The organism is Pseudomonas sp. Snoq117.2 (assembly GCF_900110545.1).
Classification (GTDB): domain Bacteria; phylum Pseudomonadota; class Gammaproteobacteria; order Pseudomonadales; family Pseudomonadaceae; genus Chryseomonas; species Chryseomonas benzopyrenica.
The window spans coordinates 94611-108688 of sequence record NZ_FOED01000003.1; the positions used below are offsets into that span (position 1 = coordinate 94611).

The 14078-nt window shown below is 67.1% G+C and carries 14 protein-coding genes; 8 read left to right on the plus strand and 6 right to left on the minus strand.

Translation table 11 applies throughout. The features are described from left to right. The first annotated feature begins 171 nt into the window (after positions 1-171). The 6 genes from BMZ43_RS09855 to BMZ43_RS09880 all read left to right on the plus strand — a co-directional run bounded on the left by BMZ43_RS09855 (position 172) and on the right by BMZ43_RS09880 (position 6058). On the plus strand, positions 172-1065 hold the full coding sequence (locus BMZ43_RS09855; protein WP_093252972.1) for a metal ABC transporter substrate-binding protein: 894 nt from the start codon (positions 172-174) through the stop codon (positions 1063-1065). Then, on the plus strand, positions 1062-1832 hold the full coding sequence (locus BMZ43_RS09860; RefSeq protein ID WP_064307070.1) for a metal ABC transporter ATP-binding protein: 771 nt from the start codon (positions 1062-1064) through the stop codon (positions 1830-1832). The genes BMZ43_RS09855 and BMZ43_RS09860 overlap by 4 nt, the downstream gene beginning before the upstream one ends. Beyond that, the gene (locus tag BMZ43_RS09865) at positions 1832-2686 is read left to right on the plus strand and encodes a metal ABC transporter permease (RefSeq protein ID WP_017639177.1); all 855 of its coding nucleotides are present in this window, start codon (positions 1832-1834) and stop codon (positions 2684-2686) included. Before BMZ43_RS09860 ends, BMZ43_RS09865 begins: the two co-directional genes overlap by 1 nt. Then, the gene (locus BMZ43_RS09870; RefSeq protein ID WP_093252975.1) at positions 2686-3531 is read left to right on the plus strand and encodes a metal ABC transporter permease; all 846 of its coding nucleotides are present in this window, start codon (positions 2686-2688) and stop codon (positions 3529-3531) included. Before BMZ43_RS09865 ends, BMZ43_RS09870 begins: the two co-directional genes overlap by 1 nt. Positions 3532-3597: 66 nt before the next feature. Continuing rightward, a complete protein-coding gene (locus tag BMZ43_RS09875) occupies positions 3598-4032 on the plus strand; it encodes a CBS domain-containing protein (protein WP_017639179.1) in 435 nt (144 codons plus the stop codon). Between the two features lie 82 nt (positions 4033-4114). After that, complete coding sequence (locus BMZ43_RS09880) at positions 4115-6058, plus strand: TonB-dependent receptor domain-containing protein (protein ID WP_177344799.1); 1944 nt, start codon at positions 4115-4117, stop codon at positions 6056-6058. 424 nt (positions 6059-6482) lie between these two features. On the opposite strand, the gene BMZ43_RS09885 is transcribed toward BMZ43_RS09880, so the two are convergent. From BMZ43_RS09885 to BMZ43_RS09910, 6 genes are all read right to left on the minus strand, one after another. Beyond that, positions 6483-7838: a sensor histidine kinase gene (locus BMZ43_RS09885; protein WP_093252988.1), complete on the minus strand. Its 1356-nt coding sequence runs from the start codon at positions 7836-7838 to the stop codon at positions 6483-6485. Then, complete coding sequence (locus tag BMZ43_RS09890; protein WP_068384452.1) at positions 7835-8563, minus strand: response regulator transcription factor; 729 nt, start codon at positions 8561-8563, stop codon at positions 7835-7837. The genes BMZ43_RS09885 and BMZ43_RS09890 overlap by 4 nt, the downstream gene beginning before the upstream one ends. A gap of 66 nt (positions 8564-8629) precedes the next feature. Continuing rightward, complete coding sequence (locus BMZ43_RS09895) at positions 8630-9295, minus strand: GNAT family N-acetyltransferase (RefSeq protein ID WP_093252991.1); 666 nt, start codon at positions 9293-9295, stop codon at positions 8630-8632. Beyond that, positions 9292-9741 carry a GNAT family N-acetyltransferase gene (locus tag BMZ43_RS09900; RefSeq protein WP_093252994.1) on the minus strand — a complete coding sequence of 150 codons (450 nt, stop codon included), beginning with the start codon at positions 9739-9741 and terminating at the stop codon, positions 9292-9294. The genes BMZ43_RS09895 and BMZ43_RS09900 overlap by 4 nt, the downstream gene beginning before the upstream one ends. Before the next feature lie 18 nt (positions 9742-9759). Beyond that, positions 9760-10221, minus strand: a complete 462-nt coding sequence (locus BMZ43_RS09905; RefSeq protein ID WP_177344800.1) for a GNAT family N-acetyltransferase — start codon at positions 10219-10221, stop codon at positions 9760-9762. 14 nt (positions 10222-10235) lie between these two features. Next, positions 10236-10868: an FMN-binding negative transcriptional regulator gene (locus tag BMZ43_RS09910; RefSeq protein WP_093253004.1), complete on the minus strand. Its 633-nt coding sequence runs from the start codon at positions 10866-10868 to the stop codon at positions 10236-10238. Positions 10869-10956: 88 nt separating this feature from the next. On the opposite strand from BMZ43_RS09910, the gene BMZ43_RS09915 reads away from it, so the two are divergent. Both BMZ43_RS09915 and BMZ43_RS09920 read left to right on the plus strand, forming a co-directional pair. Then, complete coding sequence (locus BMZ43_RS09915; protein ID WP_093253009.1) at positions 10957-12375, plus strand: MocR-like pyridoxine biosynthesis transcription factor PdxR; 1419 nt, start codon at positions 10957-10959, stop codon at positions 12373-12375. 227 nt (positions 12376-12602) lie between these two features. After that, positions 12603-14072 carry an OmpA family protein gene (locus tag BMZ43_RS09920; RefSeq protein WP_143075248.1) on the plus strand — a complete coding sequence of 490 codons (1470 nt, stop codon included), beginning with the start codon at positions 12603-12605 and terminating at the stop codon, positions 14070-14072. Positions 14073-14078 lie beyond the last annotated feature (6 nt).

The following is a 14078-nucleotide window of genomic DNA, read 5'->3' on the forward strand; positions in this document are numbered from 1 at the left end:
CAGGGCCGCTTGGTCCTGCCGCGCTGCCTCGCGTGCGTTCCTGCTGAGGCGCCTTTCACTGCTCGTATCTCTGTCGAGCGTTCTCATCCCAGGTTACAAAGTCTCCCTGCACCTCTGATAGGTTGTGCTATCTAATTTAGCCAAGGCTATAACTACCGAGAGGCTGGCCGGATGCTGGAGAAGACGAAACGCTGGACCCTGATGGGTTTGTTGGGACTGCTGCTGGGCAACCCTGTCCAGGCGGCGGAGCCGTTCAAGGTGGTCACCACCTTCACGGTGATCGCCGACATGGCGCGCAACGTGGCGGGCGACGCCGCTCAGGTGGAGTCCATCACCAAGCCCGGTGCCGAGATCCACAACTACCAGCCCACCCCGGGCGATCTGCTCAAGGCACGCGATGCCCAGCTGGTGCTGTGGAACGGCCTGAATCTGGAGCTCTGGTTCGAGCGTTTCTTCAGCCGCATGAAGGACGTGCCCAGCGCGGTGGTCTCCCAGGGCGTCGCGCCCATCGCCATCGCCCAGGGTCCCTATGCCGGCAAGCCCAATCCCCATGCCTGGATGTCGCCGCAGGCGGCGCTGGTCTACGTCGACAACATCCGCGATGCGCTGGTGCAGCACGATCCGGCCAATGCCGAGACCTACCGCCGTAACGCCGAGGCCTACAAGACGCGCATCACCGCCACCCTCGATCCCCTGCGCCAGCAGCTGCAGGGGATTCCCGAGCAGCGCCGCTGGCTGGTCTCCAGCGAGGGTGCCTTCAGCTATCTGGCGCGTGACCTGGGCCTCAAGGAACTCTATCTCTGGCCAATCAACGCCGATGCCCAGGGCACCCCGCAGCAGGTGCGCCGGGTGATCGAGACAGTGCGCGCCGAGCGGATTCTGGCGGTGTTCAGCGAGAGCACCGTGTCCGCCGCACCGGCCGAGCAGGTGGCGCGGGAGAGCGGCGCCCGCTACGGCGGGGTGCTCTATGTGGATTCCCTGAGCGCCGCCGACGGTCCGGTGCCCACCTATCTGGACCTGCTGCGGGTCACCACCGAAACCCTGGTCAAGGGGCTGGCGCCATGATCGCTCTCGACGGGGTCGGCGTGACCTATCGCAATGGCCATACCGCCCTACGCGACGCCAGCCTGGTGGTGCCCGGCGGGTCCATCACCGCCCTGGTGGGCGTCAATGGCAGCGGCAAGTCCACCCTGTTCAAGGCGATCATGGGCTTCGTGCCCCTGCGCACCGGTCAGGTGCGGGTCGATGACCTGCCGGTGGCCCAGGCCCTGAAGCGTAATCTGGTCGCCTATGTGCCCCAGAGCGAAGACGTCGACTGGGACTTTCCGGTGCGGGTGGAAGACGTGGTGCTCATGGGGCGCTATGGCCGGATGAATTTCCTGCGCCTGGCGCGCGCCGCCGATCACCAGGCGGTGGCCGCCGCCCTGGCCCGGGTAGGGCTGACCGACTTGCGCAAACGGCAGATCGGCGAACTCTCCGGTGGCCAGAAGAAGCGCGTCTTCCTCGCCCGCGCCCTGGCTCAGGACAGCCGGGTGATCCTGCTGGATGAACCCTTCACCGGGGTGGACGCCACCTCCGAGCGCGCCATCATCGAATTGCTCCAGGCCCTGCGCGCCGAGGGTCGCTCGATGCTGGTCTCGACCCATGACCTGGCCAGCATCGAGCGCTTCTGCGACCGCACCGTGCTGCTCGATCGCACCGTGTTGGCCCAGGGGCCGACGGCCGAGGTCTTTACCCGGGAGAATCTGGAGCGGACCTTCGGTGGCGCCCTGCGCCTGTTCGAGGGGGGACGCCAGGCGTCGCAACCGCCCCAGTGGCGAGAGCGTGCCTGATGGAGTGGCTGCTGGAACCCCTGGCCTACGGCTACATGAAAAACGCCCTGGGCGCGGCGGCCCTGGTGGGTGGGCTGTGCGCCTTTCTCTCCGCCTATCTGATGCTCAAGGGCTGGTCGCTGATCGGCGATGCCCTGTCCCATGCCGTGGTACCGGGGGTGGCCGGCGCCTATCTGCTCGGGCTGCCGCTGGCCCTGGGCGCCTTTCTCGCCGGCGGCGCGGCGGCCGGAGCCATGCTGGGGCTGCGGCAGTACACCCGGCTGAAAGAAGACGTCATCATCGGGCTGATCTTCAGCGCCTTCTTTGGTGGCGGGCTGTTCCTGGTCTCGCTGGCGCCGGTGGCGGTGGACATCCAGACCATCGTCTTCGGCAACATCCTGGCCATCACCCCCGAGGCCAGTCGCCAGCTGCTGATCATCGCCGCCGTCTCCCTGTTGGTGCTGCTGCTCAAGTGGCGCGACCTCCTGCTGGTGTTCTTCGACGAGGGCCAGGCGCGTGCCTGCGGCCTCAATCCCACCGGCTACAAGCTGCTGTTCTTTACCCTGCTGGCGCTGAGCACCGTGGCGGCCATGCAGACGGTGGGCGCCTTCCTGGTCATCGCCCTGGTAGTGACGCCGGGGGCGACGGCCTATCTGCTCAGTGATCGCTTCTCGCGAGTGGTGCTGATCAGCGTGGCCATCGGCGTCGGCAGCGGCCTGCTGGGCACCTATCTCAGCTACTTCCTCGACGGCGCCACCGGAGGCTGCGTGGTGGTCCTGCAGACGCTGATCTTTCTGCTGGCCTTCGTGCTGGCGCCGCGTCACGGCCTGCTGGCCAATCGGCGCCGGGCGCGGCAGACGGCGGAGGCGGGCTGATGGACTGGCTGCTGCTGACCCTGGAAGTCGATTTCATGCGCCAGGCGCTGCTGATGGCCGTGCTGGTGGCGGTGCCCACGGCGCTGCTGTCCTGTTTTCTGGTGCTCAAGGGCTGGGCGCTGCTGGGCGACGCCATCGCCCACGCGGTGTTTCCCGGCCTGGTGCTGGCTTCGGCGCTGGGGGCGCCCCTGGTCGTGGGCGCCTTCGTCGCGGGACTGGGTTGCGCCCTGGCCACCGGCTATCTCAAGCGCCACAGCCGGGTGAAGCAGGACACCCTCATGGGCGTGGTCTTCTCCGGCATGTTCGGCCTGGGCCTGGTGCTGCACGCCCGGCTGCCCACCGAGCTGCACCTGGACCACATCCTGCTCGGCGATCTGCTGGGAGTGACCCCGGAGGCCTTCTGGCAGATGGCGGTGATCGCCGCCCTGGTGCTGCTGGCGCTGGTCTGTCGCTGGCGCGACCTGCTGGTGCTGGCCTTCGATGCCGCCCAGGCACGGGCCCTGGGCCTGCGGGTGGAGTTGCTGCACTACGGCCTGCTCGGACTCATCGCCCTGACCGTGGTCGGCGCCCTGCAGGCGGTGGGTATGGTGCCGGTGGTGGCCTTGCTGATCGCCCCCGGTGCCACCGCCTTTCTGCTGACCCGCTCCTTTGGCTGGATGCTGCTGGTGGCCACGACGCTGGCCGTGGCGGCCGCCCTGGGCGGGGTGTTGCTGAGCCTGGTCTGGGACAGCGCGCCAGCACCGACCATGGTGCTGCTGCTGACGGTCGGTTTCCTGCTGGCCCTGGCATGGCGCCTGTGGCGGGATCGACGTCGTTCGGGCGACAAGGGCGTTCAAGCGGCCTGATGTAATCAGCTGACCGGCTCTGCCAGGCGTCGCCGGTCACGCTCGCCTCACCTCAGGAGAACCACCATGAAAACCGTCGCCCAGTTGCTCGCCCTCAAGACCCAGCAGGACGTCTACACCATCGCTCCGGACGCCTGGGTGCTCGACGCCCTGCGGCTGATGGCGGAAAAGAACGTCGGGGCCCTGCCGGTGATGCGCGACGGCGAGTTGGTGGGCATCGTCAGCGAGCGCGACTATGCGCGCAAGGTGGCGCTGGAGGGGCGTTCCTCCTATGCCACCCCGGTCAGCGAGATCATGACCGAGGCGGTCATCATCGTGCTGCCGCAGCAGACCGTGGGCGACTGCATGCAGATGATGACCGACCACCACCTGCGCCACCTGCCGGTGATGGGCAATGGCAAACTGATCGGGCTGCTGTCCATCGGTGACCTGGTCAAGGCGACCACCGTGCAGCAGGCGGAGCTGATCCGCCACCTGGAAGGCTACATCCGCGGCGAGTGAGGGCAGCTGTCCCAACCTGTCCCAATTTGCGTAACGTCAATCATTACCATCCGTGCCCTTTCCCGTTTGGAGGGCACGCTGCATGGCAAGGTTGCAACGCTTCATCCCTACGCCCCTGGCGCTCGGCCTGGCTGTGGCCAGTCTGGCGATCCAGGCCGAAGAGATCACCGATCTCGACACCACGGTGGTCACCGCCTCCGGCTTCGAACAGCGGCTGGAGGACGCCCCGGCCTCGGTCACGGTGATCGACGCCGAGACCCTGCGCAAGCGCCCGATCCGCGATCTGGGCGATGCCCTGCGCGACGTCGAGGGGGTGGTGGTCAACGGCGCGGCCAACGAGACCGACATCTCCATCCGCGGCATGCCGGGGGACTACACCCTGATCCTGGTCGACGGCAAGCGGCAAAGCGCGCGGGAGTCACGGGTCAACGGCAATCGCGGCTACGAGCAGAGCTTCATCCCGCCAGCCGCGGCCATCGAGCGCATCGAGGTGGTGCGGGGGCCCATGTCCTCGCTGTACGGCTCCGATGCCATCGGTGGGGTGATCAACATCATCACCAAGAAGAACACCGCCACCTGGCACGGCGCCCTGACCACCGACTACATCGCCCAGCAGCACAGCGACCAGGGCAATTCGCGCCAGGGCCAGTTCTTTCTCAGCGGGCCGCTGCACAGCGAATTGCTCGGCCTGCAGCTGTGGGGCCGCTACCTGGATCGCCAGGCCGACGACGACATTGAGCGGACCCAGGGCTTCAGCAAGGCGCGCCATCGCGACCTGACCGGGCGCCTGGCCTTCACCCCGAACGAGAATCATGAATTCCTGCTGGAAGCCGGGCAGACACGCCTGCGCAACGGCGACGGCCTGAGCGACAACTGGGCGACCCGCCAACAGGACAACGACCGTGATCACTGGTCGCTGAGTCACACTGGCCACTGGGCCGGCGGGCTGCGCTCGGACGTGTCGCTGCTGCACGAGGAGACCTCCCGCGAAGGCCTGGCCACGCCGGCGCAGACCGATGTCTATGGGCGCAAGCCGCAGGTCGAGAACACCGTGTTCGACGCCAAGCTGGTGACGCCACTGGACGACCACCTGCTCACCACCGGTCTGCAATACAACCGCGGGGAGGTGCAGGACTGGAACCAGGGGCTGAACGATCGCCGCCAGTATTCCTTCGCGGTGACCCAGCAGGCCTTGTTCGCCGAGGACGAGTGGGCCATCACCGACAGCTTTGCCCTCACCGGCGGGCTGCGCCTGGATCACCACGAGCTGTATGGCAATCACTGGAGTCCGCGGCTCTATGGGGTCTGGCATGCGACCCCTGAGTGGACCTTCAAGGGCGGCGTCTCGCGCGGCTTCAAGGCACCGGAAATCCGCGCCGTGGCGCCGGGTTATGCCTATCTGCGGCGCAACCGCTTTGTCATGCTCGGCAATCCGGATCTCAAGCCGGAAACCAGCACCAACTACGAGGTGGCGGCGCTCTGGTCCAACCGGCGCAATCTGGAGGCGGCGGCGACGCTGTTCTACAACGACTTCCAGGACAAGCTGTCCACGGTCACCACCACCGAGCGCTGGAATGGCTATATCCGCATGGACCGCATCAATGTCGACGAGGCGGTGATCCGCGGTGTGGAGCTCAGCGGTGGCTGGGACATCACCGAGGCCCTGCGTCTAGGCGGCAACTTCACCTATCTCGACTCGGAGCAGCGCAGCGGTCCCAACCAGGGTGCGCCCCTGGCCCTGACCCCGGAGCGCAAGGCCAACGTCCGCCTGGACTGGACCCTGTCGGACCGCCTCAACCTGTGGACGGCGCTGGACTACTACGGTGAAGAGTACGACGCTACCCTGACCGGCGAGGCCGCCCCGGCCTATACCACCTGGGACGTGGGCGGTGGCTTCGTGGCGACGCGCAACCTGAGCTTCAATGCCGCCATCCGCAACCTGAACGACCGCCGCCTGGACGACGAGACCTATGGCACGGTGAACTACGGTCGGCATCTCTGGGTGAGTGCGACCTTGAGTTTCTAAGGGAGCCAGATGCTCCACGTGGAACCTCCACTGTGGTGGACGCGCGTTGGTGCCGGAACCATAGCGTGGAAAACGGCGGAGCTTTTTCCACTAGGAAAGCCGTTGTGAGGCGCGCCTCACCCCAACCCTCTCCCAGAGGGAGAGGGGGCTAGCCGAGCAGGCGTTCGTCTCCAGTAGCAGGATCCTGATCCTACAGGGTGTCGCCAGCTTGGGAACCACTGTCTTGGCACGACCAGGGCGGTCCGTTGCTCTGGCTTGGGCTATCGCGGCCATGGGCCGCTCCTACAGGCACGAAAGCTACCGTAGGAGCGGCCGCATCGGCGGACCGCCATGGCCGCGATCAGCTGAGAGTATCCAAACTTCAAAGTCCGGCATTGCCTGCCCTAACCAAAGGGCCGTTGGATTTCGTTGTGCGCGACCCGAACTAGGTGGCCGATGGCAGTAGGATCCGGGCGCAGAGGCCGCCTTGCGGGCGATTGTGCAGGTGCAGTTCCCCGCCATGGGCGAGGATGCAGGCACGGGCGATGGCCAGGCCCAGACCCAGGCCGCGGGCGGAGTCCTGCCCCGGGGGCCGGTAGAAGGGCTCGAAGACCTGCTCCAGCTGATCCTCCGGCAAGCCGGGGCCGTCGTCGAGGATGTCCAGCCGGAGCAGCTGTGGCTCAGGCTGCGACAGCTCCAGGGCGGCGCTGCCACCGTGCTGCAGGGCGTTGTCGAGCAGATTGCCCAGGGCGCGCTTGAGCGCCAGCGGACGACCACGGAGCGGTGCCGCGGCGGCGCCCGACCAGGTCACCGGCTGACCCAGCGCCCGGTAACGCCCGTGCAGGTCCTGCAGCAGGGCACTTAGGTCGACCTCCTGATGGGCTTCGGTCTGGCGTTCGCCACGGATGAAGTCGAGGGTTTCCTGCACCATGGCGTCCAGTTCGGCCAGGCTTTCCTCCATGTCGTCGCGTTCGGCCGAGGGCTCCAGCAGGGCCAGCTGCACCCGCAGTGCGGCCAGCGGAGTGTTGAAGTCGTGGCTGATGGCGGCCAGCATGCGCACCCGATCGTCCAGGTGGCGCAGCAGCCGCTCCTGCATCAGCTCGAAGGCCGCGGCCAGTTCCCTGGCCTCGCGCGGGCCCTGGCGGACCTCCAATCGACTGCGCTCGCCCCGGCTGAGTCCCTCGGCGGCGCGGGTGAGCCGTTGCAGCGGCCGTACCAGCTGGCCGATCAACAGCCAAGCCAGCAGCAGCACCGGTAGGGCGCCCAGCAGCAGCGACCAGCCCAGGGCGGTCAGCCAGCCGTCGCTGCGCGCCGGATACTGCACGGCATTGAGCCAGCGACCGTCCGGCAGGCGCACGCTGCTGCGCAAGCGCAGGGGGGCCCAGCCGGCCGGGGTCAGCGGTGAGGCGCGGGCGGCGTTGCCCGCCAGGCCTTCCAACTGCATCACCAGGCCGTCTTCGGTCTGCCCCAGGCGTCGCGCCAGATCCCGGGTCAGGCGACGTTCCTCGGCGAGCATGGCGAAGGGCGTCACCTCCGGCGTCGCGGCCACCCAGACCTGCGCCGGTGCCTCGGCCAGCACCCGTAGCAGGGCCTGCGCCTGTACCGTCGGCAGGCGTTCGACCGCGGTACGGGCCACCGCCAGGCGCTCCAAGGCCTGACCATAGGACAGCGGATGGACCAGCGCGCCGGTCTGGTGCAGGACCAGCGCCGCGGCCGCGTGCGCCAGCAGCAAGGCGGCGCAGAACAGCAGACAGAGGCGCGGCGTGATGCCCTGCAGCCAGCGCCGCCAAGGAGCGATCATGGCCCGTCCAGTGCCTCTACCGGGCAATCCAGCAGATAGCCGCGGCCCCAGACGGTGCGCAGCGGCGACTCGCCGGCCGGATCGGCCAGGCGCAGGCGCAGCCGACTGACCTGGCGATCCAGGCTGCGGTCCTCCAACTCGCGATCGGGCGGTCGCACCCGGTCCAGCAAGAGATCGCGATGCAGCACGGTCTGGGGCTGACACAGGAACGCCAGCAGCAGGCGGGCCTCCGCCTGGCCCAGGCGGCGGGTGCTGCCATCGGGATACTGCAGGCGCTGGCTGACGGCGGCGTAGTGCCAACCCGCGAAACGATAGATTGCCGCTGGGATGGACTCGCGCGGAGGCGGCGGCGCGGTCGTTCGGGAGCGACGATGCAGGGTGCGAATTCGCGCCACCAATTCACGCGGTTCGAACGGCTTGGTCAGGTAGTCGTCGGCGCCCTGTTCCAGGCCCAGCACCCGATCGTCCAGTTCGCACCGGGCGGTGAGCAGGATCACCGGCGTCGTGTCGCGCTGGCGCAGCTCACGGCAGAGACTGAAGCCGTCGCCATCCGGCAGCATCACGTCGAGGACGATGACGTCGAAGCGCTGCTGCGCGAGCAGCGCCTTCATTCGCGTGGCATCGGCCGCGGTGGTGGCCTCGAACCCCTGGCGCCGCAAGTAGATCGCCAGGGGTTCGCGCAGCTTGCGGTGGTCGTCGACGAGCAGGACGTGGATGGCGGTCACGGCAAAGAGACTGGTGGTAGCAACCTCTCTAGGATAGCGCTTTGCCCGCCTCCTTGGTATTGCTTCTCATTTGCTAGACGTGACCGCCAGGGCGCGCAGCTGGCGCCCTGCCGCGTCGAAGTTCTCCGCCGCCAGCCAACGTCTGAAGCCTGCGTCCACCGCGGGCCATTCGTGATCCAGCAGGCTGAACCAGGCGGTGTCGCGGTTGCGACCCTTGACCACCCGGTGCTGGCGGAACAGACCTTCAGAGCGCATGCCCAGTCGCTCGGCGGCGCGCTTGGAACGGACATTGGCGTTGTCGCATTTCCACTCCAGACGGCGATAGCCCAGGGAGAAGGCCTCCTGCATCAGCAGATAGAAGGCCTCGGTGGCCAGGGGCGTGCGCTGCAAGCGCCCGCCAAAGGCCACATGGCCGATCTCGATGCTGCCGTGTTCAGGGACGATGCTCATCAGGCTGAGCTGCCCCAGGGCACGGCCGTCGCGGGGATCCACCACGGCGTAGAACAGCGGATCGCGACCTTCGGCCAGGCCCGCCAGCCAGCCGTCGAAGGCCGCCTGCTCGGTGAAGGGGCCATAGGGCAGAAAGTCCCACAGGGCCGGGTCCTGATCGTGCAGGGCCTGCCAGAGATCGGCGCCGTGGCGCTGAGGGTCCAGGGGTTCCAGGCGTACATGGCGACCCTGCAGCAAGCGGGGCTGGGGCAGCTGGGCCGGGGTCCAGTCGAGCGGGGTCATGGTCTGTCTCCCAGCAGGTGGCGGTACTGGATGAAACCGGAGCGGGTGGCGATGCGGTCGTAGAGTTGGCGTCCCGCATAGTTGGTCTCCTGGGTCAGCCAGTGCACCCGGTCGCAGCCGTCGGCCTTGGCGCGGGCATAGACATGCTCGATCAGGGCGCGGCCCAGGCCGCCGCCGCGATGGCCTTCGGCGACATAGAGATCCTGCAGGTAGCAGTAGTCGGTCTCGGTCCAGCAGGAGGGGTGATAGATGAAGTGCACCAGGCCCAGCGGCCGCTCGCCCTCCCAGGCCAGGGCGCCATGCAGGGGCTGAGCGGGATCGAGCAGCCGCTGCCAGGTGCGGGCATAGGTGGTTTCTGGCAGCCGGGTCTCGTAGAAGGCCAGATAGGCCTGCCAGAGGTCGTGCCAGAGGTCGTGATCATGCTGGGTAAGGGGGCGAATAGTCATGGGGTGGCTTCCACGGGCTTAGCGTTGGTCAGGGGCCGAAGGGGTACAGGGGTGCTGGTATTGGAGAAAGCCGGAACGCTCCGCTAGCCCATCGTAGAGTCGCCGCGCGTTGCGGTTGGTCTCGTGGGTGAGCCAATGGACACGGTCACAGCGAGCCAGGTCCGCCTGGCGATAGACGTCGGCGATCAGTTGCCCGCCGATACCCTTTCCGCGGCTATCGGCTGCGACATAGAGATCTTCTAGGTAGCACGACGACCCCTCCGTCCAGCAGGAGCGGTGATAGATGAAGTGCACCAGTCCCAGGGCGCAGTCATCCTCCAAGGCCAGGGCGCCGTGCATGGGTTCGTGTGGATCGAGCAGCCGCTGCCAGGTGCGGGCATAGGTGGTTTCCGGCAGCCGGGTCTCGTAGAAGGCCAGGTAGGCCTGCCACAGCTCGTGCCAGACGGCGTGATCGGTTTCGGTCAGGGGGCGGATGGTCATGGGTGACTCCAAGGTCAGGCGGGAGAGGGGATCAGGGCGGCCAGGGCCTGGTCGCCGGGTGCGGGGCTGGCGGCCAGGCCCTGGCGGACGCCTTCGCGGTCGGCGGCGGTGCGATTCTGGCTGAGTTTGGCGATGCCCTGGAGGCTGTCCAGCGGCAGGCGCAGGCCACGGATGGCGCGCAGCATGCCCTGGACGTAATCCGCGGGCGCATCCGCGACCTGCCAGGGCCAGGCGCGCCCGGCTTCGTGCTGATCGGTGAGGCGCTCCAGCAGCCGTAGCAGCCGCTCGGGGTCATCGAACACCTCGACCGTGCCGCGGGCATGCACCGCCTGGTAATTCCAGGTCGGCACCACCCGGCCATGTTCGGCCTTGGCGGGATAGAAGGCCGGGCTGACATAGGCCTGGGGTCCCTGGAACACCGCCAGTACCTGTCCCGCCGCGACCAGTGCCTGGGCCTGGGGATTGCTGCGCGCCAGATGGCCGTAGAGGGTGCCATGGGGGCCCTCGTCGGGGTCCAGCCAGAGCGGCAGATGGCTCACCAGGGGACCGGATGAGGTCTGACTGATCAGCAGCGCCAGGGCATGATCGCGCAGATGCTGGTGCAGCCTGGGCAGGTCTTCGAGACAGAAGGCGGGGTTGGGGTACATGGCAAGGCTCCAGCAACGTCTCGCCATGCTAAGGTCGGCTTTGGCTCCCTGTAAGAGCCAATTCCTGCAACTTTCAGGGTGCCAATCCATGCTGGGATTCGATCCGTCGGGGCTGTTGCTGGAGCCCGGACAGGGCTTGGCGCGCCAGCTTTACCAGGGCCTGCGGGGGCGGATCCTGACTGGTGAGCTTGCCGCCGGGGTGCGCCTGCCGGCCAGTCGCGAACTGGCGCGGCTGCTGGGCGTGTCGCGCAATACCGTAACCGCGGCCTACGAGCAGCTGCTGGCCGAGGGCTTTCTCGACAGCCGCCCGGGCGACGGTACCTATGTCGTGCCCGTGACCCAGGCCCTGACCGCTCCCGATGCCACGGTCAGGGCCACGCCTGCGCCTCCAGCCAGCGTGCCACCCGGCGCGCCGTGCGCCTTTCGCGTCGGTCTGCCAGCGGTGGATCTGTTTCCCTTCGCTACCTGGGCGCGGCTGCAGCAGCGCTTCTGGCGCCAGCCCGAGCCGGCCCTGCTCGGCTATCGCGAACCCGGCGGCGAACTACGCCTGCGGCGCTTGCTGAGCGCCTACCTGCGCCAGGCGCGGGGCCTGGCCTGCGCACCCGAGCAGATCCTCATCACCAGCGGCGCCCAGCAGGCCATCGAACTCTGCGCCCGGTTGCTGCTGGCGCCCGGAGCCCGGGCGGCCATGGAGGATCCTGGCTATCGCGCCGCGGGCCTGGCCTTGCAGAGTGGCGGGGCGCGATTGCAGGGAGTCGCGGTGGATGGGGCCGGGCTGGTGGTGGAGCAGCTGGCAGGGCTGCCGGACTGCCGGCTGGTCTATGTCACCCCGTCGCACCAGTACCCCACCGGCGCGGTGCTGTCCCTGCCGCGCCGCCTGGCGCTGCTGGACTGGGCGCGCCAGCGGGACGGCTGGATCATCGAGGACGACTACGACGGCGAGTACCGCTACCAGGGCGCGCCGCTGGCGCCCCTGGCCGCGCTGGATCGCCACAGTCGGGTGCTCTATGTCGGCACCTTTTCCAAGATCGCCTTTCCCGGCCTGCGCCTGGGCTATCTGGTGGCCCCGCTCGCGCTGCTGCCGGCGCTGCTGGAACTGCAACGGGCCGGCATCCGCCATCTCGACAGCGCCACCCAGACGGTCATGGCCGACTTCATCGAGCAGGGCCATTTCCAGCGCCATATCCGGCGCATGCGACGTGCGGCGCGTAGCCGCCGCGATGCCCTGCTGGCCGGCTGGCCCGCGGTCGCTGGTTGCGCCGCGCCGGGCGTGCCGGTGGCCGGCTTGCATCTGTGCCTGCCGGTCACCCATCCGGCCCGCGAAGCCGAACTGGTAGAGCGGGCAGCCGCGGTCGGGGTGGAGCTCAATGCGCTGTCGCGCTACTGGCTACCGGAGGGCCCGACCCCGCCCGACGCCCGCGCCGGGTTGGTGCTGGGTTTTGCTGCGGTGCCGGAGGCGCGGATCGTCGAGGCGCTGGCCAGGCTGCGGCGGGCCTGGATGGAGTAGTTATGCAGGCAATAACGTTAGTTATGATATTGCCTTGAGATTATTAGGCCCGACTCAAGTTGGCTGTCATTGCATCGAACCCACTTCTTCACTTTCCACCCGTAATATCGGGATATAATCCAGGCTTCTATCCTGCTAGATAGAGCACCCGCCGTTTTCATGGATGAAACATCATAGGTCGTTTCATCCTGGTTATCCGTTATCTCCAGTAACCAGGAGTCACTTACGTGAGTCAGGCTTCTTTGCTTCCTTCCCGGCCAGTACGCCTTGCTGCGCTGACCGTAGCCATTTCCTTGGGCGTTACCGGCTGCGCCACCGTCGATAATTTTTCCAGCGGCCAGAGTCGCACCGTCAACTGCCTGGCCGGCGGTTTCCTTGGTGCCGCTACGGGCGTAGCCGCGGCTGCGCTGGCCAAGGGCGATGGTGCGACGCTGATCGCCGGGGCCGTGGTCGGTGCCTCGGTGGGTTGTGGCGCGGCTCTGGCCTACAAGAATCGTCTTGAGCGACTCAAGCAGATCGCCGAACAGGAAAAGATCCCGCTACAGGTGGAAACGCTGCAGACCGCCGCCGCTACACCTTCGGCCGCGCCGCAAGAGGCGGGCCTGGTGGCCCAGATCGCCGACGAAGGTATGTTCCCGATAGGGAGTGCTCAGCTCAACGACGAAGGTCGCCGCAAGATCGGCAAGTTGGCCAGTGCCTATGTGGGCAAGGAAGCCACGCCGATCCTCATCGTCGGCCACACCGATGCCACCGGTACGCCGGCCATTAACCAGGCACTGTCGGAGCAGCGCGCGCGGGCAGTGGCGAGCATTCTGGTCGAGCAGGGCATTTCGCGAGACCGCATGTACTTCCAGGGTGCCGGCGCCTCGCGCCCCATCGCCGACAACAGCAATCCGCTCGAACGCGGCAAGAACCGCCGCGTCGAGATCGTCGAGTTGAATGACAAGGCCATGCTGGTCAAGCGCATCAACGCGGAAAAGAACAACGCCAAGTATCTGGCCCATGGCACCGCCACGGAGTCCGTGGCCAAGCCCGAGGGTAAAAAACCGGTTGTTGCCACTGCGCCGTCGAAAGCGGCCAAGACGACAGATGCCGAGGCGCCTCGGCAGACGAAGCCGAGCTTGGCGAAAATCGATTTCGGCGGTCAGCCGGTTGATAGCGGTGCCTGGAAGCTCGGTCAGGCCCTGCGTCCGAAAAGTGGCGGATTCGCGCTGATTTCCAGTGCCTATGCCCAGGTACCCATGAGCAGCTGTCAGCAGGACGCCCCGCGCGTCAGCGGCGAGGTCAAAAGCTTCGCGACCGGCGCTGCGCTATCTGACCATGTCACGCGCGAATACCTGCCCGGCATGAACGGGCGCGCCTGGGCCGGTCTGGTCAATGGCCATCTTGTGACCCTGTCGCCGGTTGCCGTGCTGCGTGACAACGCTGCGCTGGTGAAGGATCCGAAAGTCTTCATTACCCAGAACTATGAAAAAAACAAAGGCGGACCCAGCGATGCCTATACGGCCGTCGCCAATACCTATGAAGGCGAAGACGCCATTCTCTACCGGGTCTTCTTGGAAAAGCCCGAGCAGGCACCGGTAAGTTGTATTGATGTAGTAATTAAAAAGACCGGCGACAAGAGTATCGACGGCGACCTGTTTTACGACAATGGCACCAAACCTTACATAGCGACTTACGCGCCTGTGCGCGGCTGATTCCGG

Excerpts from the sequence above, each read along its gene's own strand:
- BMZ43_RS09870 (WP_093252975.1), top strand. The coding sequence starts at position 2,686 with ATGGACTGGCTGCTGCTGACCCTGGAAGTCGATTTCATGCGCCAGGCG.
- BMZ43_RS09885 (WP_093252988.1), bottom strand. The coding sequence starts at position 7,838 with ATGATCGCTCCTTGGCGGCGCTGGCTGCAGGGCATCACGCCGCGCCTC.
- BMZ43_RS09915 (WP_093253009.1), top strand. The coding sequence starts at position 10,957 with ATGCTGGGATTCGATCCGTCGGGGCTGTTGCTGGAGCCCGGACAGGGC.
- BMZ43_RS09900 (WP_093252994.1), bottom strand. The coding sequence starts at position 9,741 with ATGACTATTCGCCCCCTTACCCAGCATGATCACGACCTCTGGCACGAC.
- BMZ43_RS09880 (WP_177344799.1), top strand. The coding sequence starts at position 4,115 with ATGGCAAGGTTGCAACGCTTCATCCCTACGCCCCTGGCGCTCGGCCTG.
- BMZ43_RS09910 (WP_093253004.1), bottom strand. The coding sequence starts at position 10,868 with ATGTACCCCAACCCCGCCTTCTGTCTCGAAGACCTGCCCAGGCTGCAC.
- BMZ43_RS09895 (WP_093252991.1), bottom strand. The coding sequence starts at position 9,295 with ATGACCCCGCTCGACTGGACCCCGGCCCAGCTGCCCCAGCCCCGCTTG.
- BMZ43_RS09865 (WP_017639177.1), top strand. The coding sequence starts at position 1,832 with ATGGAGTGGCTGCTGGAACCCCTGGCCTACGGCTACATGAAAAACGCC.
- BMZ43_RS09905 (WP_177344800.1), bottom strand. The coding sequence starts at position 10,221 with ATGACCATCCGCCCCCTGACCGAAACCGATCACGCCGTCTGGCACGAG.
- BMZ43_RS09875 (WP_017639179.1), top strand. The coding sequence starts at position 3,598 with ATGAAAACCGTCGCCCAGTTGCTCGCCCTCAAGACCCAGCAGGACGTC.
- BMZ43_RS09855 (WP_093252972.1), top strand. The coding sequence starts at position 172 with ATGCTGGAGAAGACGAAACGCTGGACCCTGATGGGTTTGTTGGGACTG.
- BMZ43_RS09860 (WP_064307070.1), top strand. The coding sequence starts at position 1,062 with ATGATCGCTCTCGACGGGGTCGGCGTGACCTATCGCAATGGCCATACC.